The 22296-nt window shown below is 61.1% G+C and carries 24 protein-coding genes and 5 tRNA genes; 19 read left to right on the top strand and 10 right to left on the bottom strand.

Going from position 1 to position 22296, the window contains the following annotated elements; genetic code table 11:
- The first annotated feature begins 134 nt into the window (after nt 1-134).
- From pilV to thiO, 5 genes are all read left to right on the top strand, one after another.
- Nucleotides 135-620: a type IV pilus modification protein PilV gene (gene pilV, locus J1G37_RS02970; protein ID WP_207040120.1), complete on the top strand. Its 486-nt coding sequence runs from the start codon at nt 135-137 to the stop codon at nt 618-620.
- Nucleotides 617-1324 carry a prepilin-type N-terminal cleavage/methylation domain-containing protein gene (locus tag J1G37_RS02965; protein ID WP_207040119.1) on the top strand — a complete coding sequence of 236 codons (708 nt, stop codon included), beginning with the start codon at nt 617-619 and terminating at the stop codon, nt 1322-1324. The genes pilV and J1G37_RS02965 overlap by 4 nt, the downstream gene beginning before the upstream one ends.
- Before the next feature lie 7 nt (nt 1325-1331).
- Nucleotides 1332-1862: a PilX N-terminal domain-containing pilus assembly protein gene (locus J1G37_RS02960; RefSeq protein ID WP_207040118.1), complete on the top strand. Its 531-nt coding sequence runs from the start codon at nt 1332-1334 to the stop codon at nt 1860-1862.
- An 11-nt stretch (nt 1863-1873) separates the two neighbouring features.
- Complete coding sequence (locus J1G37_RS02955; RefSeq protein ID WP_207040117.1) at nt 1874-2275, top strand: type IV pilin protein; 402 nt, start codon at nt 1874-1876, stop codon at nt 2273-2275.
- Nucleotides 2276-2337: 62 nt separating this feature from the next.
- Nucleotides 2338-3447, top strand: coding sequence for a glycine oxidase ThiO (gene thiO / locus J1G37_RS02950; RefSeq protein ID WP_207040116.1), 1110 nt, complete (start codon nt 2338-2340; stop codon nt 3445-3447).
- Here the strand turns inward: thiO and J1G37_RS02945 are convergent.
- Complete coding sequence (locus J1G37_RS02945) at nt 3434-3667, bottom strand: PP0621 family protein (RefSeq protein ID WP_017737918.1); 234 nt, start codon at nt 3665-3667, stop codon at nt 3434-3436. The two genes, thiO and J1G37_RS02945, sit on opposite strands and share 14 nt — an antisense overlap.
- A 126-nt stretch (nt 3668-3793) precedes the next feature.
- Nucleotides 3794-4819, bottom strand: coding sequence for an outer membrane protein assembly factor BamD (locus J1G37_RS02940; RefSeq protein ID WP_124527531.1), 1026 nt, complete (start codon nt 4817-4819; stop codon nt 3794-3796).
- Nucleotides 4820-4968: 149 nt separating this feature from the next.
- Between J1G37_RS02940 and rluD the strand changes: the two genes are divergently transcribed.
- The 7 genes from rluD (at nt 4969) to J1G37_RS02905 (ending at nt 10064) form a co-directional block, all read left to right on the top strand.
- A complete protein-coding gene (gene rluD / locus J1G37_RS02935) occupies nt 4969-5931 on the top strand; it encodes a 23S rRNA pseudouridine(1911/1915/1917) synthase RluD (protein ID WP_017737920.1) in 963 nt (320 codons plus the stop codon).
- Nucleotides 5928-6653 carry a peptidoglycan editing factor PgeF gene (gene pgeF / locus J1G37_RS02930; RefSeq protein ID WP_207040115.1) on the top strand — a complete coding sequence of 242 codons (726 nt, stop codon included), beginning with the start codon at nt 5928-5930 and terminating at the stop codon, nt 6651-6653. The genes rluD and pgeF overlap by 4 nt, the downstream gene beginning before the upstream one ends.
- Nucleotides 6654-6783: 130 nt before the next feature.
- A complete protein-coding gene (gene clpB, locus J1G37_RS02925) occupies nt 6784-9348 on the top strand; it encodes an ATP-dependent chaperone ClpB (protein ID WP_017737922.1) in 2565 nt (854 codons plus the stop codon).
- A 302-nt stretch (nt 9349-9650) separates the two neighbouring features.
- Nucleotides 9651-9726: transfer RNA gene (locus J1G37_RS02920), tRNA-Asn, on the top strand.
- A 9-nt stretch (nt 9727-9735) separates the two neighbouring features.
- Nucleotides 9736-9812, top strand: a tRNA-Pro gene (locus tag J1G37_RS02915).
- A gap of 5 nt (nt 9813-9817) precedes the next feature.
- Nucleotides 9818-9893: transfer RNA gene (locus tag J1G37_RS02910), tRNA-Lys, on the top strand.
- A 94-nt stretch (nt 9894-9987) separates the two neighbouring features.
- Nucleotides 9988-10064, top strand: a tRNA-Pro gene (locus tag J1G37_RS02905).
- A 167-nt stretch (nt 10065-10231) separates the two neighbouring features.
- Here the strand turns inward: J1G37_RS02905 and J1G37_RS02900 are convergent.
- The 3 genes from J1G37_RS02900 to J1G37_RS02890 are packed head-to-tail and all read right to left on the bottom strand — an operon-like array spanning nt 10232 to nt 12448.
- A complete protein-coding gene (locus J1G37_RS02900) occupies nt 10232-11530 on the bottom strand; it encodes an NAD(P)/FAD-dependent oxidoreductase (RefSeq protein WP_207040114.1) in 1299 nt (432 codons plus the stop codon).
- A 60-nt stretch (nt 11531-11590) separates the two neighbouring features.
- On the bottom strand, nt 11591-11764 hold the full coding sequence (locus J1G37_RS02895) for a DUF3094 family protein (protein ID WP_016976295.1): 174 nt from the start codon (nt 11762-11764) through the stop codon (nt 11591-11593).
- Nucleotides 11765-11818: 54 nt separating this feature from the next.
- The gene (locus J1G37_RS02890; protein WP_016971624.1) at nt 11819-12448 is read right to left on the bottom strand and encodes a DUF1780 domain-containing protein; all 630 of its coding nucleotides are present in this window, start codon (nt 12446-12448) and stop codon (nt 11819-11821) included.
- Nucleotides 12449-12546: 98 nt separating this feature from the next.
- Between J1G37_RS02890 and J1G37_RS02885 the strand changes: the two genes are divergently transcribed.
- Nucleotides 12547-13236 (top strand): energy-coupling factor ABC transporter permease, encoded by a 690-nt coding sequence (locus tag J1G37_RS02885; RefSeq protein WP_207040113.1) that lies wholly within the window; start codon nt 12547-12549, stop codon nt 13234-13236.
- 65 nt (nt 13237-13301) lie between these two features.
- Entirely contained in the window at nt 13302-13517 is a 216-nt protein-coding gene (locus tag J1G37_RS02880; RefSeq protein ID WP_003171680.1) for a hypothetical protein, read from the top strand.
- On the opposite strand, the gene yacG is transcribed toward J1G37_RS02880, so the two are convergent.
- Genes yacG through J1G37_RS02860 form a run of 4 tightly spaced genes read right to left on the bottom strand, consistent with a single transcriptional unit; the run spans nt 13514 to nt 16402 of the window.
- Complete coding sequence (gene yacG, locus J1G37_RS02875) at nt 13514-13714, bottom strand: DNA gyrase inhibitor YacG (RefSeq protein WP_017737928.1); 201 nt, start codon at nt 13712-13714, stop codon at nt 13514-13516. The two genes, J1G37_RS02880 and yacG, sit on opposite strands and share 4 nt — an antisense overlap.
- The gene (gene coaE / locus J1G37_RS02870; RefSeq protein WP_124527526.1) at nt 13711-14334 is read right to left on the bottom strand and encodes a dephospho-CoA kinase; all 624 of its coding nucleotides are present in this window, start codon (nt 14332-14334) and stop codon (nt 13711-13713) included. The genes yacG and coaE overlap by 4 nt, the downstream gene beginning before the upstream one ends.
- Nucleotides 14331-15197 (bottom strand): A24 family peptidase, encoded by an 867-nt coding sequence (locus J1G37_RS02865; protein ID WP_207040112.1) that lies wholly within the window; start codon nt 15195-15197, stop codon nt 14331-14333. Before J1G37_RS02865 ends, coaE begins: the two co-directional genes overlap by 4 nt.
- Nucleotides 15194-16402 carry a type II secretion system F family protein gene (locus J1G37_RS02860; protein WP_207040111.1) on the bottom strand — a complete coding sequence of 403 codons (1209 nt, stop codon included), beginning with the start codon at nt 16400-16402 and terminating at the stop codon, nt 15194-15196. Before J1G37_RS02860 ends, J1G37_RS02865 begins: the two co-directional genes overlap by 4 nt.
- Nucleotides 16403-16604: 202 nt before the next feature.
- On the opposite strand from J1G37_RS02860, the gene J1G37_RS02855 reads away from it, so the two are divergent.
- From J1G37_RS02855 to J1G37_RS02840, 4 genes are all read left to right on the top strand, one after another.
- Nucleotides 16605-17018, top strand: a complete 414-nt coding sequence (locus tag J1G37_RS02855; RefSeq protein ID WP_207040208.1) for a pilin — start codon at nt 16605-16607, stop codon at nt 17016-17018.
- A 35-nt stretch (nt 17019-17053) separates the two neighbouring features.
- A complete protein-coding gene (locus J1G37_RS02850) occupies nt 17054-18460 on the top strand; it encodes an O-antigen ligase family protein (RefSeq protein WP_207040110.1) in 1407 nt (468 codons plus the stop codon).
- 39 nt (nt 18461-18499) lie between these two features.
- A tRNA-Thr gene (locus J1G37_RS02845) sits at nt 18500-18572 on the top strand.
- 136 nt (nt 18573-18708) lie between these two features.
- A complete protein-coding gene (locus J1G37_RS02840) occupies nt 18709-19014 on the top strand; it encodes a DUF6388 family protein (RefSeq protein ID WP_017737933.1) in 306 nt (101 codons plus the stop codon).
- 46 nt (nt 19015-19060) lie between these two features.
- Here J1G37_RS02840 and nadC read toward each other — a convergent pair whose 3' ends face one another.
- Nucleotides 19061-19909 carry a carboxylating nicotinate-nucleotide diphosphorylase gene (nadC, locus tag J1G37_RS02835; protein WP_017737934.1) on the bottom strand — a complete coding sequence of 283 codons (849 nt, stop codon included), beginning with the start codon at nt 19907-19909 and terminating at the stop codon, nt 19061-19063.
- A gap of 234 nt (nt 19910-20143) precedes the next feature.
- Between nadC and J1G37_RS02830 the strand changes: the two genes are divergently transcribed.
- Nucleotides 20144-22291: a DUF1631 domain-containing protein gene (locus J1G37_RS02830; RefSeq protein WP_207040109.1), complete on the top strand. Its 2148-nt coding sequence runs from the start codon at nt 20144-20146 to the stop codon at nt 22289-22291.
- Nucleotides 22292-22296 lie beyond the last annotated feature (5 nt).

Below are 22296 nucleotides of genomic sequence, written 5' to 3'. Positions count from 1 at the left end.
GGATGATGGCCTTTTTGTCCAAAGTATTTCCCTTTGTTCCGGCAGCGCCACGGTTGAAAAACCGGCGCTAGTCTTGGGCTGCACAGCAGGTTTTCCTGCTTCTTTTTTGCCCTTCGACACGGACGACGATGGTAATGCTTGCCTACCCGGACACGTTTTTCTCCAGCGCCTTGCCTCGGCGCCAAACCGGCATGACCCTGATCGAAGTGCTGGTCGCCCTATTGATTCTCACTGTTGGCCTGTTGGGCGCGGCCGCGATCCAGCTCAATGCGCTCAAGTACACCGACAGCTCCAGGATGATCAGCCAGGCCAGTTTCATTGCCTACGACATGCTTGACCGCATCCGTGCCAACGCCGTTGCCGACTACGCGTGGGGCCGTGCAGAACGTGCGCCGGCCAGCAGTGCCAGCGCCAGTGTGCGTGACCTGGACCTGCATGATTTCGAAGCCAATATCCTCGGGTTTGCCGGGCCGAGTGCCAAAGGCTCGGTGGCGGTCAGCGCCAATGAAGTGACCGTCACCATCAGTTGGGATGATCGACGGGCCACACACACCAGCGACGCACGCGAGACCTTTACCCTGACCAGCCGAATCGGTCATGAGCCCGGAGTGCTGCCATGACCTTGCGTCTTCGCGGTTTCAGCCTGATTGAGTTGCTGCTGGCGCTGGCCATCGGGCTGGTACTGGTGGCTGGGGGTAGCCAGGTGGTGATCAGCTCCCGTGCGACACAGGCCAGCCAGCAGGCGGCGATGTTGCTGCAGGATGATGCGCGGTTTGTCCTTGGCAAGATGATTCAGGACATCCGCCATGCGGGCATGTTTGGCTGCCTGGGCCTGGCGTTTATCGAGAATGCCCCGGCGGCCTTTGATCAGCCTGTGCGTTGGAGTGCCGGGAACGGTTCAGCGTCGCTGACGCTGGTGACGGCGGATATCGGCGAGGGTGGCGGCAAACCCGACTGGACGGTGCTTTCCGATTGCACGGGGACCGCCGAGGCGTTTACCGGCAGCGCGCCAATGCCTTTGCCTGGGCAGATTGGCTTTGCGTTACGCCAGATCACCTACACCTTCGAAGCGGGCCAGTTGAAGGTCAGTACGCCTGCGGCACCGGCCAAGGCGGTGCTGGTGGATAACGTGCAGGCATTCGCTATCAGCTTCGGCATGGCCGCCAAGCCTGACTCGCTGGAAGTGGTGCGTTATGACGCCCGTCCCGGGGATGAATCCCTGGTCCGCAGCGTACGCATCCTGTTGACGCTGCAGGACCCCACGGGCCGGGTCAAGGATCAAACCTACAGCGTCGTGGCCGCGCTGCGTAACCGTCTGGGGTAGGGCGAGCATGGGGGTTTCTCAACGGGTAAATGTGCTGCAGGCGGGCATGGTGTTGCTCATCAGCCTGGTGTTTCTGCTGTTGTTGTCGCTGATGGGGTTGGCGTCGATGCAGGGTGCGTTGTCCCAGCAAAAGGCCGCCGCGAGCGGGTGGCATCGCAACCAGTCGCTGCAAAGTGCCGAAAGTGGCCTGAGGCTGGGGGAGTCGGTCGTACAGCGGGTATCTGCGGACTTACCGCTGTGTCGGTCCGTTATCACCTGCGCGCCGCCGGGCGAGGCATTTTCACTGAGCGGCGCCGGAGTGAACCCGGTTTCCGGCGTTACCTGGGTCGCGCTCAAGGGTGGTTTCTACGGCACACAGTCCCTGGGGCCTGCCGTGGGGCTGGCTCATTTACCGCCGCACGTATCGGCCGCGGTGTACCGAGTGACGGCGGTTGGGCTAAGCGGCCAATCCCGTACGGTCTTGGAGAGCGTGTACGCGCGGGTGGACGGGGAGGGTGGCTCGCGGTTTCGGCGGGTGGCCTGGCGGCAACTTCAATAAGGAGCGGTGGGATGGACAAGGATAGCCGGGGTTTTACCCTGATAGAGTTGCTGGTTGCGGTGGCAATTATTGGGTTGCTGGCCGGGATTGCTTACCCCGGGTATAGCGGCCAGGCCAAAAAGGTCTATCGCGGTCAGATTGTCGCGTTGTTGACCGAGCAGGCGCAGTACCTGGAGCGCTTTTATGCGCGCAACGGCAGTTTTATTGACGCCAGCGGCGTCAGTGCGGGCAATGATCGCTATAGAATCACCGCTGCATTGAACCCTCAGGATTTCCGCCTGCTGGCCACGCCCATTGCTGACTCGGTGATGGCCGCTGACCCTTGCGGCAGCTTCAGCCTGACCAGCACCGGTGCGCGGGCCAACCCTGGCGCAGCGCCGGACATGTCGCGCACGCTGTGCTGGGGGCAATGATGACAGTGCTGGATGATTGGGCGCCGGGTGCGCTTGTCCCTATTTATCGGCTGGATCGAATAATGGCTAAGCAACAGCGAGTGGTGGTGGTCGGCGGTGGCGTAATCGGCTTGTTGACGGCGTTCAACCTGGCGACCCAGGGGCAGGCGGTGGTGCTGCTGGAGCGTGCCGGCGTGGGGCAGGAGTCTTCCTGGGCGGGCGGCGGGATTGTTTCGCCGTTGTACCCGTGGCGCTACAGCCCGGCGGTCACGGCGCTGGCCCATTGGTCACAGGATTTCTATCCGCAACTGGCCGAGCGCCTGTTTGCTGCCACGGGTGTCGATCCGGAGGTTCACACCACCGGCTTGTATTGGCTCGATCTCGAAGACGAGGCCGAAGCGCTGGCCTGGGCTGAGCGGGAAGGCCGTCCCTTGAGCAAGGTGGATGTTTCGGCCGCCCATGATGCGGTGCCGGTGTTGGGCGGCGGCTATTCCCAGGCGATCTTCATGGCCAATGTCGCCAATGTGCGCAACCCCCGGCTGGTCAAGTCCCTCAAGGCGGCGCTGTTGGCGTTGCCGGGTGTGACCCTGCATGAGCAATGCGAGGTGACCGGGTTTGTACAGGACGCCGGCAATGTCGTGGGGGTGAACACCACGGGTGGTCCGATCCTCGGCGATCAGGTGGTATTGGCCGCGGGGGCGTGGAGCGGTGAGTTGCTGGGCACGCTGGGCTTGTCGCTACCGGTGGAGCCGGTCAAAGGCCAGATGATCTTGTACAAGTGTGCTGCGGATTTCCTGTCGAGCATGGTCCTGGCCAAGGGGCGTTATGCGATCCCGCGGCGTGATGGACATATCTTGATTGGCAGCACCCTGGAGCATGAGGGTTTCGACAAGACGCCGACCGACACTGCGCTGGAAAGCTTGAAGGCGTCGGCGGTCGAGCTGATTCCGGCCTTGGCCGAGGCCGAAGTGGTCGGGCATTGGGCGGGCTTGCGTCCGGGGTCGCCGGAAGGCATTCCGTATATCGGCCAAGTGCCGGGGTTCAGTGGCTTGTGGCTCAACTGCGGGCATTACCGCAATGGCCTGGTGCTTGCGCCGGCGTCCTGCCAGTTGTTTGTCGACTTGTTGCTGGGGCGTGCGCCGATCATCGATCCGGCGCCGTATGCCCCGCAAGGTCGAATCAACGCTGGATAGACTTCGGCCCTTGTTCCAGGTGGGGTTGGCTGCAATACCACGCCTGGCCTGAGCTCAGGGCGTGATTCTGCGGCAAATGCACACCGCAGTGGGCGCAGCGCACCATCAAGGCGGCGTCGGGTTCGGCGGAGCGCTGCTGTTTGGCAGCCGGGCTTTTGAATTTACGCCAGAACCATACTGCGGCGGCAATAATGGCAATCCAGAACAGTAGACGAACCATGGTGGGCAGCTTCTCGACGAGGAATGCGCCAGTTTAGCCAAGGACATGGCAGGCGCACAGCGCAATAATGCTTGCCCATAAAAAAGGGAGCCCCGAGGGGCTCCCTTTTTGCGTTGCGTCAACGGATCAGTCGAACACACCGAAGGTCATGTAGCTGAACCACGAGCGGTCCTGGTTGTTGCCCAGGGCTTGCGGGGCTTCTTCTTCGATCACGTCGCCGTTCTCGTCATGAGGCTTGAGCTCGGAAGGAATGGCTTCCTTGGCATCCTGGAACTGCTTCATCACGTCCTGGTTGGCGCGGGTTTCGCCCGGCGGCAGCGGTGGACGGGACTCGATCAGGCCCAGTGTGTACTTGCTCAGCCACGAGCGGTTGTCCGCTTCGGCGACCTGAGGCACGAACTGGCCGTCTTTCAGGCTTGGGTGATCAGGGTAGTTCAGCTTCAAGGTTTCCAGGCTGGTGCTGGCCAGGTCGTCCAGGTGCAGGCGCTGGTAAGCCTCGGTCATCACGGCCAGGCCGTCACCCACGGATGGGGTTTCCTGGAAGTTTTCCACTACATAGCGGCCACGGTTGGCGGCAGCGACATAGGCCTGGCGGGTCAGGTAGTAGTGGGCGACGTGGATCTCGTAGGAGGCCAGCAGGTTGCGCAGGTAGATCATGCGCTGCTTGGCGTCCGGCGCGTAGCGGCTGTTCGGGTAGCGGCTGGTCAGCTGGGCGAACTCGTTGTAGGAGTCGCGGGCAGCGCCCGGGTCACGCTTGGTCATGTCCAGCGGCAGGAAGCGCGCCAGCAGGCCTACGTCCTGGTCAAACGAGGTCAGGCCCTTGAGGTAGTAGGCGTAGTCCACGTTCGGGTGCTGCGGGTGCAGGCGGATAAAACGCTCGGCAGCGGACTTGGCAGCTTCCGGCTCGGCGTTCTTGTAGTTGGCGTAGATCAGCTCAAGCTGCGCCTGGTCGGCGTAGCGGCCGAACGGATAACGCGACTCCAGGGCCTTCAGCTTGGCTGTGGCGCTGGTGTAGCTATTATTGTCCAAGTCTTTCTGAGCCAGCTGGTACAACTCGACTTCGCTCAGGTTTTCGTCGACGACGTCCTTTGTTGACGAGCAAGCAGCAGTCATGGCGAGGATGGCGATCAGCAGCAGGTGTTTCACTTGCATGGCGGCTTGCGTCCCTATGACGGCCGCTGTCTTGGGCGGGGCCGTCCTGTTATGATGAGCGCCCCGTTGAAAGCCTCGGGGCAAAAGACGCCGTATTTAACCACAAGCGCGCAGCCGAAACCAAAGGCTGTGCCACGCCTAGTCTGAGCATGTCCGATAAAATTGAACTTCGCGCAGAGGTGCCGTCCGAATTGGGCGGCCAACGCCTCGATCAAGTCGCCGCACAATTATTCGCTGAGCACTCGCGCTCGCGCCTTTCCGCCTGGATCAAAGACGGCCGCCTGACTGTGGATGGAGCGGTTATCCGCCCGCGAGACATAGTCCATGGCGGTGCGATTCTTGAGCTGACTGCCGAGCAGGAAGCCCAGGGAGAATGGATCGCCCAGGACATTGAGCTGGACATCGTCTATGAAGACGACGACATCCTGGTCATCAACAAACCCGCAGGCCTGGTGGTACACCCGGCGGCCGGGCACGCTGATGGCACCTTGCTCAATGCCCTGCTGCACCACGTGCCGGACATCGTCAATGTCCCGCGCTGCGGCATCGTGCACCGTCTGGACAAGGACACCACCGGCTTGATGGTGGTGGCCAAGACCATTCAGGCACAGACGCAGTTGGTCACACAATTGCAGAGCCGCAGCGTCAGCCGTATCTACGAGTGCATCGTGATCGGTGTCGTGGTGGCCGGTGGCAAGATCAATGCGCCGATCGGTCGTCACGGCCAGCAGCGCCAGCGTATGGCGGTGATGGAAGGCGGCAAGCAGGCCGTCAGCCACTACCGTGTGCTGGAGCGTTTCCGTTCCCACACCCACGTGCGGGTCAAGCTGGAAACCGGTCGTACCCACCAGATTCGCGTGCACATGGCCCACATCAACTTCCCGTTGGTCGGAGATCCGGCCTACGGCGGCCGCTTCCGTATTCCGCCGGCGGCGAGTCAGACCATGGTCGAATCGCTGAAGTCGTTCCCGCGCCAGGCACTGCATGCACGTTTCCTGGAACTGGATCATCCGACGAGCGGTAAGCGCATGAGCTGGGAATCGCCTCTGCCAGACGATTTGGTCTGGTTGCTGTCGTTGCTCAAGCAGGATCGCGAGGCGTTTATCGGATGAGTGACTGGCTGATTCCTGACTGGCCCGCGCCGGCTCGGGTAAAAGCCTGCGTTACCACCCGTGCGGGCGGCGTCAGTCTGGCGCCGTTCGACAGCCTCAACCTGGGCGATCACGTCGAGGACAGCCTGGAGGCCGTCCTTGAGAATCGCCGTCGTCTGAGTGATGCCTTTGCTATCCAGCCGGCCTGGCTGCGTCAGGTTCATGGTGTGACCGTGGTCGAAGCTGACCCAAACCGCACCGCTGAAGCCGATGGCAGTTGGACCAGCACCCCTGGCATCGCCTGCACCTCAATGACTGCCGATTGCCTGCCCGCACTGTTCTGCAACCGTGCGGGCACTCGCGTCGCCGCCGCCCATGCCGGTTGGCGTGGCCTGGCGGCGGGCGTGCTGGAAGCGGCGTTTGAAAGCCTGGATGCGCAGCCCGACGAGGTTCTGGTCTGGCTCGGCCCGGCCATTGGCCCGCAAGCCTTTGAAGTCGGCCCGGAAGTGCGTGAAGCCTTCATGCAGCAATTGCCGATCACCGCCGAAGCCTTCGTGCCCAGCCGCAACCCCGGCAAGTTCATGGCCGACATCTATCAGCTCGCGCGCCTGCGCCTTGCCGCATGCGGCGTCACCGCTGTTTATGGTGGCGGTTTCTGTACCGTGACCGATCCGCGCTTCTTTTCTTACCGCCGCAGTCCTCGTACCGGTCGGTTTGCCTCCCTTATCTGGCTCGAGCGCTAGACTCTTCTGACTTAGGTCAACTGTGTGCCGCTTGAAACTCCCAGAATCCACCCCATCTATAAGGGTATCTGGCAGGTTTCTTCATTCAGGATGTTTTATATCTCCGGCCTGCTCAAAAGGAAGGTGACTAATGCGTATTGATCGTTTAACCAGCAAATTGCAGTTGGCATTATCTGACTCTCAATCCCTGGCGGTGGGCCTCGACCACCCGGCCATTGAGCCTGCGCACTTGATGCAGGCGCTCCTGGAGCAGCAAGGTGGTTCTATCAAGCCCTTGCTGATGCAGGTGGGCTTCGACGTCAACAGCCTGCGCAAGGAGTTGAGCAAAGAGCTCGACCAACTGCCGAAAATCCAAAATCCGACCGGCGACGTGAATATGTCCCAGGACTTGGCGCGCCTGCTTAACCAAGCGGACCGCCTGGCCCAGCAAAAGGGCGACCAGTTCATCTCCAGCGAACTGGTGCTGCTCGCCGCCATGGACGAAAACAGCAAGCTCGGCAAGTTGTTGCTGGGCCAGGGCGTGAGCAAGAAAGCCCTGGAAAATGCCATCAACAACCTGCGCGGCGGCGACGCGGTGAACGACCCCAACCATGAGGAGTCGCGCCAGGCCCTGGATAAATACACCGTCGACCTGACCAAGCGCGCCGAAGACGGCAAGCTTGACCCGGTGATCGGGCGTGACGACGAAATTCGTCGCACCATCCAGGTGTTGCAACGTCGCACCAAGAACAACCCGGTGCTGATCGGTGAGCCTGGCGTGGGTAAAACCGCGATTGCCGAAGGTCTGGCCCAGCGCATCATCAATGGTGAAGTGCCGGACGGCCTTAAAGGCAAACGTCTGCTGTCCCTGGACATGGGGGCGTTGATCGCCGGTGCCAAGTTCCGTGGCGAGTTCGAAGAGCGCCTGAAATCCCTGCTTAATGAGCTGTCGAAGCAGGAAGGGCAGATCATTCTGTTTATCGACGAACTGCACACCATGGTCGGCGCCGGTAAAGGCGAAGGCTCGATGGATGCGGGCAACATGCTCAAGCCAGCCTTGGCGCGGGGTGAGTTGCACTGCGTCGGTGCCACGACGCTCAACGAGTATCGCCAGTACATTGAAAAGGACGCGGCCCTTGAACGTCGCTTCCAGAAAGTGCTGGTGGAAGAGCCGAGCGAAGAGGACACCATCGCGATCCTGCGTGGCCTGAAAGAGCGTTATGAGGTCCACCATAAGGTGGCGATCACTGACGGTGCGATCATTGCGGCGGCGAAATTGAGCCATCGCTATATCACCGATCGTCAGTTGCCCGACAAGGCCATCGACTTGATCGACGAAGCGGCCAGCCGCATTCGCATGGAGATCGACTCCAAGCCGGAAGTGCTCGACCGCCTGGATCGGCGCCTGATTCAGCTGAAAGTTGAATCCCAGGCCCTGAAGAAAGAAGAAGACGACGCGGCGAAGAAACGCCTGGAAAAACTTCAGGAAGAAATCGTCCGTCTGGAACGCGAGTATTCGGACCTGGAAGAAATCTGGACCTCGGAAAAAGCCGAAGTGCAGGGCTCTGCGCAGATCCAGCAGAAAATCGAGCAGTCCCGCCAGGAACTGGAAGCCGCACGCCGTAAAGGCGACCTGAACCGCATGGCCGAGTTGCAGTACGGGGTGATCCCGGACCTGGAACGCAGCCTGCAAATGGTCGACCAGCACGGCAAGGCCGAGAACCAGTTGCTGCGCAGCAAGGTGACCGAGGAAGAAATTGCCGAGGTCGTCTCGAAGTGGACCGGCATTCCGGTGTCGAAAATGCTCGAAGGCGAGCGCGACAAGCTGCTGAAGATGGAAAGCCTGTTGCACCAACGTGTGATTGGCCAGGAAGAAGCCGTGGTGGCCGTGTCCAACGCGGTGCGGCGTTCGCGGGCCGGGTTGTCCGACCCGAACCGTCCGAGCGGCTCGTTTATGTTCCTCGGCCCGACCGGCGTGGGTAAGACCGAGCTGTGCAAGGCCTTGGCCGAGTTCCTCTTTGATACTGAAGAGGCCATGGTGCGGATCGATATGTCCGAATTCATGGAGAAACACTCGGTGGCTCGCTTGATCGGCGCACCACCAGGCTATGTGGGCTACGAGGAAGGTGGCTACCTGACCGAAGCTGTGCGCCGTAAGCCTTACTCGGTGATCCTGCTGGATGAAGTCGAGAAGGCTCACCCGGATGTGTTCAACGTGTTGCTGCAAGTGTTGGAAGATGGCCGGCTGACGGACAGCCACGGGCGTACCGTGGACTTCCGCAACACGGTGATCGTGATGACCTCCAACCTGGGCTCGGCACAGATCCAGGAATTGGTCGGTGATCGTGAAGGCCAGCGTGCTGCGGTGATGGATGCGCTGACCAGCCACTTCCGCCCGGAATTTATCAACCGGGTCGATGAAGTGGTGATCTTCGAGCCTCTGGCACGGGATCAGATCGCAGGCATCACCGAGATCCAACTGGGTCGCCTGCGCAGCCGACTGGCCGAGCGCGAGCTGGCCCTGGAGCTGAGCAGCGAGGCGTTGGACAAGCTGATCGCGGTTGGCTACGACCCGGTGTATGGCGCACGGCCTCTGAAACGTGCGATCCAGCGCTGGATCGAAAACCCGCTGGCGCAGTTGATCCTGTCGGGCAGCTTTATGCCTGGCACCAGCGTCGCGGCGACGGTGGAGAACGACGAAATCGTCTTCCACTGAGCCCAGCCACTGGCGCAATAAAAGGAGGCCCCGCATCGCGGGGCCTTTTTTTTCGATAGGGCGTTGAACTGTAAGGAAAAGGCTAGTAAAGTGCGCCCCGCAACAACGTCAGCCCACGGGTTTCTTCTCCCCAAGAAGAAATCAGAAACAAGCGCAAATCATTGTCTTAAAAGCAATTTAAAGGGTTGACAGGGGTTTTTAAGATTGTAGAATAGCGCGCCTCAGACATGACAACGTAGCGATACGGAAGACTCGAAGAGAAGGTTACACCGCAGTAGAAGTTGTACTTTGAAATATGTAGTTCCGTGATAGCTCAGTCGGTAGAGCAAATGACTGTTAATCATTGGGTCCCAGGTTCGAGTCCTGGTCACGGAGCCAATTTCAAACCGGGGTATAGCGCAGTCCGGTAGCGCGCCTGCTTTGGGAGCAGGATGTCGGGAGTTCGAATCCCCCTACCCCGACCATTTTTGGGTCGTTAGCTCAGTTGGTAGAGCAGTTGGCTTTTAACCAATTGGTCGTAGGTTCGAATCCCACACGACCCACCATTTTTGAAACCAGTTAACGCTGGGATCAGATCTTAAGATCAGAGGCCAAAAGCACTGATCGAAGAAGGCGACTGAAAGGTCGCCTTTTTTTTACCGGGGTATAGCGCAGTCCGGTAGCGCGCCTGCTTTGGGAGCAGGATGTCAGGAGTTCGAATCCCCTTACCCCGACCATATTAAAAATCCTCGTATCGAAAGATACGGGGATTTTTTTTGCCTGCGAAATCCTCAAATTCAGCGCAAAAAAATGTGGGAGCTGGCTTGCCTGCGATAGCTGAGTGTCAGTCAATACATGTATTGCTGGTCCACCGCTATCGCGGGCAAGCCCGCTCCCACAGGGTTTAGTGCAGTTTCAGGCGCGGCTCGGTGCCTCGGCCAATCTTGCTACCCAGCATCAACATCGCCGTGCGGAAGAAGCCATACAGCGCCATCTGGTGCATGCGGTACAGCGACACATAGAACATCCGCGCCAGCCAGCCTTCCAGCATCACGCTGCCGGTCAGGTTGCCCATCAGGTTGCCCACCGCCGAGAAGCGCGACAGCGAGATCAGCGAGCCGTAGTCGGTGTATTTGTAGCTCGGCAGATCCTTGCCTTCAATGCGCAGCTTCAGCGACTTGGCCAGCAACGATGCCTGCTGGTGAGCTGCCTGGGCGCGTGGCGGCACATTGCGGTCTGTACCCGGTTGCGGGCAGGCCGCGCAGTCGCCGAAGGCAAAAATGTTCTCGTCACGGGTGGTTTGCAGCGTCGGCAACACCTGCAATTGGTTGATGCGGTTGGTTTCCAGGCCATCGATGTCCTTGAGGAAACCCGGTGCGCGAATCCCCGCCGCCCACACCTTCAGGCTGGCGGGAATCACCTGGCCACTGCTGGTGATCAGCGCGTCGGCCGTCACTTCGCTGACCGCCGAGTCTGTCAGCACGGTCACGCCGAGCTTCTCCAGGGTTTTATGCACAGGCCCGCCGATCCGCTCCGGCAGGGCAGGCAATACCCGTGGGCCGGCTTCGATCAAGGTGATGTGCATGTTTTCCGGCTTGATGCGGTCCAGGCCATAGGCTGCCAGTTCATGGGCGGCGTTATGCAGTTCGGCGGCCAATTCAACACCCGTGGCACCGGCGCCGACGATGGCGACGCTGATCTGCTCGACCGCATCGGTTTGCCCGGCATGGGCGCGCAGATAGTGGTTGAGCAGTTGCTGATGGAAGCGCTCGGCCTGCTTGCGTGTGTCGAGGAACAGGCAGTGCTGCGCCGCGCCCTCGGTGCCGAAGTCGTTGGTGGTGCTGCCGACAGCGATGACCAGGCTGTCATAACCCAACACGCGCGCGGGTACCAGCTCACGGCCTTCTTCATCGAGGGTGGCGGCCAGCTGGATTTTCTTCTGTTCACGATCCAACCCGCTCATGCGCCCCAGCTGGAACTCGAAGTGGTTCCATTTGGCTTGGGCAACATAATTGAGTTCGTCTTCCGAAGAATTCAGCGAACCGGCAGCGACTTCGTGCAGCAAGGGCTTCCAGATGTGGGTCAGGTTGGCGTCCACCAGCGTGATGCTGGCGGTGCCGCGCTTGCCCAGAGTCTTACCCAGGCGGGTAGCCAACTCCAGGCCGCCGGCGCCGCCGCCGACGATAATAATACGATGGGTCATGGGGATATCTCGCAAGGCTAAAAGAAATCGGAGCAGTTACCCCCGCGAGCGCCAGGCAGCTCATAGCGTCAGGTAACTCAAAAGGCGGCTCAGCAGACCGAGGCCGATCACCACAACCAGCACCACACCGAGGAGCAGCCACGGCCGGAAAGGCTTGCGCTCGACTCGGTTTTGGGAGAGTTGCAGGTACTCTTCGACATGCTGTTGGTCATCGGGGTTCAGGCGGCTGGTCATAAAGGCCTCGTCAGGTAGACGTTGCAAAAGGGCGCCACGTTACAGTCCGGGGGCTCAGAGGCTGATGCCCACGTCGAACACTATGCTGCGGCCCAGGTTGTTGCGCAAGAAATCCGGTGCGTCCGGGTGGGCAAACAGCACACGGGCAAAGGTCGGCCCCACCAGTGACAGCGAGCGCCAGCCCTGGCGCAAATATTCCGTCGGCGGCGGGAAGTGGCTGTTGAGGTCGAGCACTTCACGCTTGAGGCTGGTGAAGGCGATAAGGTCCAGCTCCCCCAGCTCTATTCCGCGCTCTTTATAGTTGTGCGCCTTTTTGCGCAACGTCGGCGCCAGGCGCAGCAGGAATTCATGGGCGGGGATGCGTCGCGGCTTGGCTTCGCGCCGCACCAACTGGCTGAGGGAGAAGGCGCTGCGCCGGCGCAGCAACTCGTCGCGCCATTCGTCGTTCAGGCGCCGGCCCTCGTCCAGTACAAAAAACACCTCGAAACTGGCATCGCGAAACAGTACGTCCGGCGGCTCTTGCCCGGCGGCGTGAAACTCTTCGGCCCGGTAGGGCACATTCAAGCCTTGCAGCAGGCGCTGGCAGACCCAACGCTCACGCTCCCATTTGCGGGCATTGGACAAGAACGCATTGGCTTGTTCGGCCGCTACGGTGAGCAGGCGCAAGTAATCTGAGTCATCCATGCTTGCAGCTTAGCGTCCAAATGATGACCGCAGGAAGTCCCGTTGCAAAAGGTCGGTGTAGACTGCTCACTCGACTGTTATTCAAGCAGGGGGCCGTCGTGATCAGTGCTGCAGTGCTCGCACCACAAACCTTGGGCCTCGGCTGGCTGCTGTTTGTGCCCGTAGTGTTGTGGGCGATAGTGCGCTCACCCTGGGTCGAGCTGTTTGCCGACCGACGGCGTCAGCATTTGCTGTTCGGCACCGTGTTCGCGCTGTTTATGTTGTGGTTGGTGCGGCGGGATTTTGATACCGGGGTCTCCTACCACTTTATCGGCATGACCGCCGTGACCCTGCTGCTGGATTGGCCCCTGGCAATCGTCGGCGGGTTTGCCGCCCAGCTCGGTTTGATGGTGTTGGGGCGCCAGGACCTGGCGGCGCTCGGCGTCAACGGCCTGCTGTTGATCGTGCTGCCGGTGCTGGTCACCGAAACATGCGCGCTGCTGGTGGAGCGCGCGCAACCACGCAATCCCTTTGTGTATATCTTCTGCTCGGGTTTCTTCGCGGCCGCGCTGTCGGCCTTGCTCTGCCTGTTAGTGGGGCTGGGCCTGCTGTGGTTCGACGGGCGCTTCGCCATGCCGGAGTGGCTGGAAGATTTCGTCGGCTACCTGTGGCTGATCATCTTTCCCGAAGCCTTTATCAACGGCATGGTCATCAGTGCGTTGGTGGTGTTCTGCCCGGAATGGCTGGAGACCTTCAATCGCACCCGCTACCTCTCGGCACCCTGGAACGACGACGATTCGCCGCGTTGATCCAGATCAAATCCCGCGCCCACGCGCAGGCCCATGCTCTGCCAAATTTTCCAGGAGCACGGATCATGAGTGTGTACGAGTGGGCACGGCAGGAATTGCGCAGAAGTCAGGATGCGGCACAGGAAATCGGCTTTGACCCAGGCTTGACCCTGCGCGCCATGCTCAGTGCGGTGGTGCAGCAGAGCAAGGGTGTGCGCAGTTTCGAAGACCTGGCCGACGAGCTGCAATACCTTGCAGAGAATCTCGACGACCAGCAGGAGTACGCCTTTATGCGCCCTTAGTGGCGCGGCGTCAGGTCTTCGGAAAACAGCTCATCTTCGGCATCCGGGGCCACGGGGATCTTGTGCTCCTCTGCGGCCCAGGCACCCAGGTCGATGAGTTTGCAACGGTCCGAGCAGAACGGCCGGTTGAGGTTGGTCGCTGTCCATTCCACGGGGGCGCCGCAGGTTGGGCAATCGACGGTCAAGGGTTGGCTCATGATCGGCCTCCACGCAAAGTAAGGTAAAAGTGGTGCAGTCGCTCGACCTCGCTGTGCAGCCAGGCGAGATCCTTGTCATTGACCAGCACATCATCGGCATGTTTCAGGCGCTCTTCGCGGCTGGACTGCGCCTTGAGGATCGCCTGCACCTGCTGTTCGCTGATGCCGTCGCGCTGCAGGGTACGCTGAATCTGCAGCGATTGCGGCACGTCGATCACCAGGATGCGCTGGGTCATGCTGTGCTGGCCGGATTCGATCAGCAATGGCGACACCAGGATCGCGTAAGGCGACTGCGCGCGCGCCAGGTGGCTGCGAATCTCTTCGCCGATCAGCGGGTGCAGCAAGGCTTCCAGCCAGCGGCGCTGTTCGGGGACTTCAAAGATCAGCTTGCGCAACGCGGCGCGGTCCAGTTGGCCGTCAGGTTGCAGCACGCCCGCACCAAAGTGCTCGGCGATACGTGCCAGTGCCGGCCGGCCAGGTTCGACGACCCAGCGGGCAGCGTGATCGGCGTCCACCAGGTCGATGCCCAGGTCGATAAAGTGCTGGGCCGCCGCGCTTTTGCCGCTGCCGATGCCGCCGGTGAGGCCAAGAATCCAGGGTGTTGCAACAGAAGTGGTCATCTGAAACCGACAGACTGCAAATAGAAGTCGGTTATTTGACCACCCCAGAGCAATGCAATCCAGCCGGCAATTGCCAGATAGGGGCCGAACGGCATGGGGGCCGACGCTTGGGCCTTGCGCAGGCGCATCAGGATCAGCCCGCCCATCACCCCGAGCAGCGATGACATCAACAAGGTCATCGGCAGGATTTGCCAGCCGCCCCAGGCGCCGAGCATGGCCAGCAATTTGAAGTCGCCATGGCCCATGCCGTCCTTGCCGGTGGCCAGCTTGAATAGCCAGAACACCGACCACAGGCTCATATAACCGACCACTGCACCCCATACGGCATCGGCCAACGTCACCTGCAACTCGAAGCTGTTGAGGATCAGCCCCAGCCACAACAGCGGCAGCACCAATACATCCGGCAACAGTTGGTGATCGGCATCGATCAGGCTCATCGCCAGCAGCCCCCAGCTCAGCAGCATGATCGCCGCCCCTTGCCAGCCAAAACCGAAGTGCCAGGCGACCATGGCCGAAATCAGCGCACAGGCCAGTTCGGTGAAGGGGTAACGTGCACTGATCGGTTCACGGCAGTGGGCACAGCGCCCCCGGAGCATCAGGTAGCTGAGCACGGGGATATTTTCCCTGGGGCGAATCGGCTGGCTGCAATGGGGGCAGCAGGAATGGGGAAACATCAGGTTGTAGGTCGGCCCGGCGGGGTCGGTCGGCAGGCCGAGGACTTCCTGGGCCTGGGCACGCCATTCACGTTCGAGCATTTTCGGCAGGCGCCACACCAGCACATTGAGGAAGCTGCCGACGATCAGGCCCAGCACCAGCGCGATACCAACAAAAAGCCACGGTTGTTCACTCAGCAGCAGGCTCAAAATGCGCTCCCCAATTGAAACACCGGCAGATACATCGCAATCACCAGCCCCCCGACAATGCTCCCCAGCACGACCATGATCAGCGGCTCCATCAAGCTTGTGAGTCTATCCACCAGGCTGTCTACGTCAGCCTCATAGTGGCTGGCGACTTTTTCCAGCATGCGGTCCAGCGTACCGGACTCTTCGCCGATGATCGTCATCTGGATCGCCATGCGCGGAAACAGCCCGCCGCCGCTCATGGCTTGATTCAACTGAATGCCGTTGGCGACCTCATGGCGCATGCGCTCGATGGCGAGTCTGAATGGCCCGTTGCCGACAGCGCCGGCCACCGAATCCAAGGCCTGCACCAGAGGAACGCCTGCGGTAAACGTAGTCGAGAGTGTGCGAGCGTAGCGGGCGACGGCGGATTTTTTCAGCAGTGTGCCTGCCAGGGGCGTTTTCAATAAAGCGGCTTGCAACCCGTGACGAAACCCCGGGGATACGCGATAAGCCTGGCGCAGCGCGGCAATGGCTACACCCAGGCAAAGCGCGACCATCCACCAGGCGCGTTGCAGGAATTCCGACAGGGCAATCACCCCCAGGGTAAAACCGGGCAGTTCACCGTCGACGCCGGCGAACAGGCTCTGGAATTGCGGCACCACGTGCATCAGCAGCAGTGTACAGACCACGCCTGCGACCACCAGCACCGCTGCGGGATAGGTCATGGCCTTCTTGACCCGCGCCTTGAGTTGCTGGGTTTTCTCCAGGTGTATCGCCACCCGTTCCAGTAGTGCTTCCAGGGCGCCGGCTTGTTCGCCTGCCGCAACCAGGTTGCAGTACAGCTCATCGAAATAGCGTGGCTGTTTGCGCAACGCGGTTGCCAGGTTGGTGCCGGCGGCGATTTCTTGTTTCAACCCGTTTACCAGTGCTTGCATGCGCGGGTTTTCGAAGCCTTCACTGACAATGTCGAGGGCTTGCAGCAGGGGGATTCCCGCGTTCAGCAGTGTGGCCAGCTGACGGGTGAAGAGCGCGATATCCAGCGGTTTGATCGGTGGTGTGAGGTTTGGCAAAACGCTGGGGCGCTTGCGCACGCGGCCAGGGCAGATCCCCTGCTGGCGCAGCTGCGCCTTGATTAGCGCGGGGTTGTGGCCAGCGGTTTGCCCGCACACTCTGCGCCCTTTGCGGTTGGTGCCTTCCCAGGCGTAGATCGTCGAAGCGGCGTCCATGTCACGGTTCCGTATGCGGGGAGTAGAAGATTTATAGCTTAGTCAGGTGACGGATTCGGACAGGCTGGCCACGCGCGATAAAATGTCAGAATGTGCGTCTTGCAGGCGCTTGCCCCGTTGTGGATGGGTACACTGGCGCCGCTGCACACTACGGGGCGCAGGACGCGCCTTGTCATAGGTTCTATTCTGGAGAGTGAATGTGATACGTCAGAAAGGCTTTACCTTGATCGAGTTGCTGATCGTCGTGGCGATCATCGGCATTTTGGCCACCATCGGCTTGCCGATGTACACCACGCACCAGGCCAAGGCCAAGTTCACGGCGGGGCTGGCTGAAATCACGGCGTTGAAGGCAGGTTATGAAGACGTCCTCAACCAAGGCACAGTGCCCACCGTGGCCTTGATCGGTGGCACCAGCCCGACCGCCAATTGCAAGATCGACGTGGCCGGTGATGTGGCCACGGGCGTTGGCTCCATCAGCTGCGAAATTATCGACGCCCCGGCGCCGATACTGGGCAAGACCATCACCTTGACCCGCGACGCGACCAAGGGCTGGAAGTGTGTGACCAGCGCCGAAGAAAAATACGTCGCGAAGGGCTGCGGCGCCAACGGGGCGTAACGGCCCAACCATCCACACGGACGTAGAGGTGGCTGATGGCGTTTTCCATACAGCAGCGCGGTAATGTGTTCCTGGTGCTGGCGGTGTGCCTGCTGGTGCTGGGGGTTTGTGCCCCTTTCAGTGGGCACGACCTGCAACGCACGCTGCAGATCGCCCTGGCGCTGGGCGCGCTGCTGTACGGGCTGGCGGCTCCCAACACGGCGTTCGTGGACCGGCCCACAGCGCTCGGCCTGGTGCTGGTGATCGCCCTGGGCCTGCTGTCTTCGGCCCTGGCCCACCGGCCGCTCTGGGCGTTCACCGAGGTGGCGTTGCTGGTCAGTTGTGGCGTGATTGCGCTGGCGTTCGCCACGATTCGCCGCCATGGCGGCGAGCCTCTGGACCGTGTCCTGCTGCTGATTGTCGTGCTGCTGTGCCTGATCAAGTCGATCCAATACTTGTATGCGGTATTGCTGGCATTCAGCAGCGGCCAGCGCGTGCTGGACCTCGACCTGTTGCTGTCGGGCTTCTCCAACAAGCGTTTCTACGGTCAATTTCAGACCTTTACCCTGCCATTGCTGGCCCTGCCGCTGTTGATGCCCAAACTCCCTCGCTCCCTTCGCAGTGGTGTGTTTGCCTTGCTGTGTGTGTGGTGGTTGATCGCTATCAGCGGCGGCACGCGGGGCACATGGCTCGGCATGGGCGCGGCGGGTGTGTTGCTGGTGGTGTTGGGGCCGTTCGGGCGACGCTGGCTGGCCTGGCAATTGGCGGCGGTAAGCGCCGGCCTAGCGCTGTACTGGCTGTTTTTCACGGTGTTGACGGGATATTTGGGCATCGAAACCACCAGCGGTGCCGGCGATCGCCTCACCACGTCACTGTCGGGCCGTGCCGAGATCTGGTGGCAGGCCTGGCATATGGTCGTCGAACGCCCTTGGCTGGGTTTCGGGCCGATGCAGTTTGCCGACATCCCCAACGACGTGGCGACCCATCCTCATCAGGCGATCCTGCAATGGGCCAGTGAGTGGGGCGTGCCCTCGGCGCTGTGCGTAGCCGCATTGGCCTGGCGCGGCGGTTGGGCCACTGTCAGCGTGTTGCGTGAGCGGGCGTTGTCGGCGCAGCGTTCGGACTTGTTGCGCCTGTGCCTGTTTGCCGCGTTGGTCGGCGCGCTGACGCAGGCCTTGGTTGATGGCGTGATTGTGATGCCCATTTCGCAGCTGTGGTTGGCGTTGGTAGTGGGCTGGTTGATGGCGCTGCACATCTGGACGGTGGCGCCAACGGCCTTGCCGGCACCGGTCAGTCACCTGTGGAAACTGTTGAGTGTGTTGGCCGTTGGTCTGCTGATATTTGTTGCGGTTCGTGATGTGCCGCACATCGCACAGGCCCAGCAACGTTATGTCGACGACACCCACAACCACCTCCAGCCGCGCTTCTGGGCCCAGGGGGTGATTGCGCTGCCAGGGTCGTGAGTTGCCGGACACCCGATGCGGTGCTAGCTTTAGCCCACCGCCCGTGTAGCTCAGTCGGTAGAGCAGCGCACTCGTAACGCGAAGGTCGCAGGTTCGATTCCTGTCTCGGGCAAAAAGGCAGCACTGTTTTCAGATGATCCCAGAATGGTTCTGAAGGCCAGACGAGTCGGTATTCACGCCCGCTCTTTTGTATCTGCGCAACCTTGATGACCCAGATGCATCCCCATTCCTCGATCTAAGAGAACGACATGACCACGACTGAAATGACCCAGGAAGTTCGGCACGCAGAAGCCCTCAAGAAATACCTTGAAGGCACGCCGCAGCTTAAAGAAGAGATCAAGGACCTGAGCGCTGATGACCAGCGTGACCAGATCCAGTGGGCATTCGAGGATGAAGCAGAGAGCCAGGGCTTGCAGCCTTGGGAGCTGACCCTCAAGTACACCTCGACAGCGGACGAATTCGACACTGCACGGCTGGCCTTGCACAAGGAGGCGGCTGAGGTGCTGGGTGTTGAGTGGGAAGAGTATTGCGAGATGAATAATCTGGTTGTTTGAGTATGTGCTGCTGTAGGAGCGAGCAAGCTCGCTCTTGCAGCCAGTTTCAAATACTCAGCCGCATCGACAAATCCACCGCCTTCACATCCTTGGTCATCGCGCCAATTGAGATGTAGTCCACGCCGGTTTCCGCGATCGGCAGCAGCGTACTTTCATTGATGCCGCCGCTGGCTTCCAGCTTGGCCTTGCCCGCATTCAAGCGCACCGCTTCACGCATATCGTCCAGGCTCAGCTCGTCGAGCATGATGATGTCGGCGCCCGCCGCCAGCGCTTCACGCAATTCCTCCAGGCTTTCCACTTCGATTTCCACCGGTTTGCCCGGCGCGATCTTGTGGGCGGCCGTAATGGCCTGGGCAATGCCACCGCAGGCGGCAATATGGTTTTCCTTGATCAGGAAGGCGTCATACAAACCGATGCGGTGGTTGTGACAGCCACCGCAGGTGACCGCATATTTCTGCGCCAGGCGCAGGCCCGGCAATGTCTTGCGGGTGTCCAGCAGCTTGACCTGGGTGCTGGCGACAAAGTCCGCCAGGAACTGGGCGCGGGTCGCCACGCCAGAGAGCAGTTGCAGGAAATTCAGCGCGCTGCGCTCGCCACTGAGCAGCGAGCGGGCCGGGCCTTCGAGGTGGAACAGCGCCTGGTTGGGGCTGACACGTTCACCGTCGGCCACCTGCCAATGCACGGCGACCCGTGGGTCCAACTGGCGGAATACCGCATCCACCCAGGCTGTGCCGGCAATCACCGCCGCATCGCGGGTAATGATCGTGGCCTTGGCCAGCCGCTCGGCCGGGATCAATTGCGCGGTGATATCGCCACTGCCGATGTCTTCGAGCAGCGCGCGGCGCACGTTGGCTTCGATTTCGGCGGTGAGGTCGGCAAGACGGAGATTCGGCATAACAGGCTCCACAAACAAAGTGCCTGGATTATAGGGGCAGTGTGCGTTCGAACCCATAACCCACCGCTCAATTACAGCCGAATGACAGAGTTTGCTGGCGCAACTACCCCCATTTGCAAGATAATCTCGCGCCTTGCAATTGGCGTCATAGCTTTGACGTCCTGGTGATGACTGGAATCGCGCAGCGCCCGCGCCATCATTCCCCAACAGACACCGCCGTATCAGGAGGCCAGGATGCACAATGACGGAAAGGTGGTGCCAATCAACAAGGCACAGGCTATGCCATCGCCGCTCGCGCGCTTGCCGGTGGTGTTGCTGCAGGTCCGTGACAAGGCCGCGCAGCAGTTGCAGCAAGGCCTGCAGGAACTGTTCGATAACGCCGACGACACCCTCTTCGAAATGGCCGACAAGGCGCGCAACAACCTCGATCACCATATTTTCTTTGAAGCCATGCGCGACCTGCGCCTCAAGCGCAAGAATTTCGAGCGCGTGTTCATGGAGCAACTGTTCGCCGCCTTCGCCAACCTGGGCCTGGCGGGGCAGGGTGAGCGGCAGTTGGTGCCGGTGGTGTCCTACGATGCGGTGCCAGGCACATCCCGCGACGAGTTGGAGAAAGCCGTGGCGCTGGAGGCCATGCTGGGGCGGGTGCGCCACCGTGACGGCCTGGCCCTGGGGCAATTGACGGCGCGCTTGAGTGCCGTGCTGGTCAAGGGCCTGGATGAGCGCGAGAACCCACTGGGGCCCGCACTGTTGTGCGAGTTTTTCCTGCGGGCGGGGCGCAGCCTGGGTGTGGAGATTCGCGTCAAGCTGATCATGCTCAAGCTGTTTGAGAAGTACGTGCTCAGCGACGCCGATCAACTGTATGGCGAAGCCAATCAGCTGTTGGTCGCCACCGGCGTGTTGTCTGAGCTCAAGGCGGCGCCCTCGCGGCGCCCCGGCGGGCGGGCGGCCCGTGAACACTTGCGTAAAGACAGCGTGCCAGCGACCGATCCGCCGCTGGACGCAAACGGCCAGCAAGCGTTCGGTGCCTTGCAGGAACTGCTCAAGGCCGTGCGTGGCAGCGTGGCGCCCACCCTGGAAGCCAGCGCTGAACTGCAGCCGATCGCCACGCGCGACCTGCTGCGGCTGCTGTCCCATTTGCAGCAGTACGTGCCCACGCCAGACACCGAGGACGACGTTGACCTGCGCAACCAGCTTGGCCAGTTGCTGACCCGGGTCAGCGTCAAGAGCGGCAAATCCCGGGTGGTGGAGGTTGCGGACGAAGACGTGATCAACCTGATGGCGATGCTGTTCGAGTTCATCCGCAAGGACCGCAACTTGCCTGATGTGCTGCGGGCGTTGATCGTCCGGTTGCAGATCCCGTTGCTGAAAGTCGCGGTGCTGGACAAGAGTTTTTTCAGTCGCCCCAGCCACCCGGTACGGCGGCTGCTCAATGAAGTCGGTTGTGCTGCCGCGCAGTGGAGCCCACGGGACGATTATCAGCGTGACACCCTGTACCTGCGTATCGAGCACGTTGTGCAGCGTCTGCTGAATGAGTTTGTCGAAGATCCGGCGGTTTTTTCCCAGTTGCTCGCGGAGTTCACGGCGTTTGTTGCCGATGAGCAGCGCCGCTGCGAACTGGTCGAGCAGCACACCCGTGACGCCGAACAGGCGCGCGTGCTGAACGACGCGGCCCGCGAGCGGGTTGCCCAGGTGCTGAATCAACGGCTGTTGGGCAAGGCATTGCCGCCTGCCGTGGTGCAGTTTGTACAGCAGGCGTGGAGCCAGGTGCTGTTGCTGGCCAACCTCAAGTATGGCGAGCAGTCGGTGCAGTGGCAGTCGGCGCTGCGCACCCTGGATGAGTTGATCTGGAGCGTGGGCCTGCAAAGCGACACGGAGGCTGGGCGCCATCTGCTGGAACGCCTGCCCGGACTGCTCAAAGCGTTGCGCGACGGCTTGACCAGCGCCGCATTCGACCCGTTCAGCACCCGTGAATTTTTTGTGCGCTTGCAGGTATTGCACGTGCAGCCCCTGACGGGCGTCGAAGTGTTGAGCGTTGTGCGTGAGCCTTTCACCTTTGGCGCCGAGTTGCCCGACACCGCCCAGGACTTGCCGGGCGATGACCCCGACCTGATCAGTGCCCTGCAGATGCGCATCGGTGACTGGGTCGAGTTCCAGCAAGGCCCCGACGCCGTGCTGCGCTGCAAGCTGACGGCGATTGTGGCGCCGGCCAATCGTTACATTTTCATCAGCCACACCGGCCTCAAGGTGCTGGAGCAAAACCTCGGCCAATTGGCCCAGGCCTTCAAGCGTGGCGCCCTGCGCAGGCTTGACGATGGGCCGCTGTTTGACCGCGCGCTGGCCTCGGTGCTGGGCACTTTGCGCCAACTCAATCGCGGCTAACCATC

It is taken from the genome of Pseudomonas sp. Marseille-Q1929, from assembly GCF_017316265.1.
GTDB lineage: Bacteria > Pseudomonadota > Gammaproteobacteria > Pseudomonadales > Pseudomonadaceae > Aquipseudomonas.
This window is presented reverse-complemented; position numbering and strand designations above follow the sequence as displayed.

What these genes read in the sequence shown, in the direction of transcription:
- J1G37_RS02830 (WP_207040109.1), top strand. Translation starts at nt 20,144, where the DNA reads ATGCACAATGACGGAAAGGTGGTGCCAATCAACAAGGCACAGGCTATG.
- coaE (WP_124527526.1), bottom strand. Translation starts at nt 14,334, where the DNA reads ATGACCACTTCTGTTGCAACACCCTGGATTCTTGGCCTCACCGGCGGC.
- pilV (WP_207040120.1), top strand. Translation starts at nt 135, where the DNA reads ATGCTTGCCTACCCGGACACGTTTTTCTCCAGCGCCTTGCCTCGGCGC.
- J1G37_RS02880 (WP_003171680.1), top strand. Translation starts at nt 13,302, where the DNA reads ATGAGTGTGTACGAGTGGGCACGGCAGGAATTGCGCAGAAGTCAGGAT.
- J1G37_RS02850 (WP_207040110.1), top strand. Translation starts at nt 17,054, where the DNA reads ATGGCGTTTTCCATACAGCAGCGCGGTAATGTGTTCCTGGTGCTGGCG.
- J1G37_RS02900 (WP_207040114.1), bottom strand. Translation starts at nt 11,530, where the DNA reads ATGACCCATCGTATTATTATCGTCGGCGGCGGCGCCGGCGGCCTGGAG.
- nadC (WP_017737934.1), bottom strand. Translation starts at nt 19,909, where the DNA reads ATGCCGAATCTCCGTCTTGCCGACCTCACCGCCGAAATCGAAGCCAAC.
- J1G37_RS02890 (WP_016971624.1), bottom strand. Translation starts at nt 12,448, where the DNA reads ATGGATGACTCAGATTACTTGCGCCTGCTCACCGTAGCGGCCGAACAA.
- J1G37_RS02945 (WP_017737918.1), bottom strand. Translation starts at nt 3,667, where the DNA reads ATGGTTCGTCTACTGTTCTGGATTGCCATTATTGCCGCCGCAGTATGG.
- J1G37_RS02955 (WP_207040117.1), top strand. Translation starts at nt 1,874, where the DNA reads ATGGACAAGGATAGCCGGGGTTTTACCCTGATAGAGTTGCTGGTTGCG.
- J1G37_RS02840 (WP_017737933.1), top strand. Translation starts at nt 18,709, where the DNA reads ATGACCACGACTGAAATGACCCAGGAAGTTCGGCACGCAGAAGCCCTC.
- J1G37_RS02965 (WP_207040119.1), top strand. Translation starts at nt 617, where the DNA reads ATGACCTTGCGTCTTCGCGGTTTCAGCCTGATTGAGTTGCTGCTGGCG.
- pgeF (WP_207040115.1), top strand. Translation starts at nt 5,928, where the DNA reads ATGAGTGACTGGCTGATTCCTGACTGGCCCGCGCCGGCTCGGGTAAAA.
- J1G37_RS02895 (WP_016976295.1), bottom strand. Translation starts at nt 11,764, where the DNA reads ATGACCAGCCGCCTGAACCCCGATGACCAACAGCATGTCGAAGAGTAC.
- J1G37_RS02860 (WP_207040111.1), bottom strand. Translation starts at nt 16,402, where the DNA reads ATGGACGCCGCTTCGACGATCTACGCCTGGGAAGGCACCAACCGCAAA.
- thiO (WP_207040116.1), top strand. Translation starts at nt 2,338, where the DNA reads ATGGCTAAGCAACAGCGAGTGGTGGTGGTCGGCGGTGGCGTAATCGGC.
- clpB (WP_017737922.1), top strand. Translation starts at nt 6,784, where the DNA reads ATGCGTATTGATCGTTTAACCAGCAAATTGCAGTTGGCATTATCTGAC.
- J1G37_RS02960 (WP_207040118.1), top strand. Translation starts at nt 1,332, where the DNA reads ATGGGGGTTTCTCAACGGGTAAATGTGCTGCAGGCGGGCATGGTGTTG.
- J1G37_RS02940 (WP_124527531.1), bottom strand. Translation starts at nt 4,819, where the DNA reads ATGCAAGTGAAACACCTGCTGCTGATCGCCATCCTCGCCATGACTGCT.
- rluD (WP_017737920.1), top strand. Translation starts at nt 4,969, where the DNA reads ATGTCCGATAAAATTGAACTTCGCGCAGAGGTGCCGTCCGAATTGGGC.
- yacG (WP_017737928.1), bottom strand. Translation starts at nt 13,714, where the DNA reads ATGAGCCAACCCTTGACCGTCGATTGCCCAACCTGCGGCGCCCCCGTG.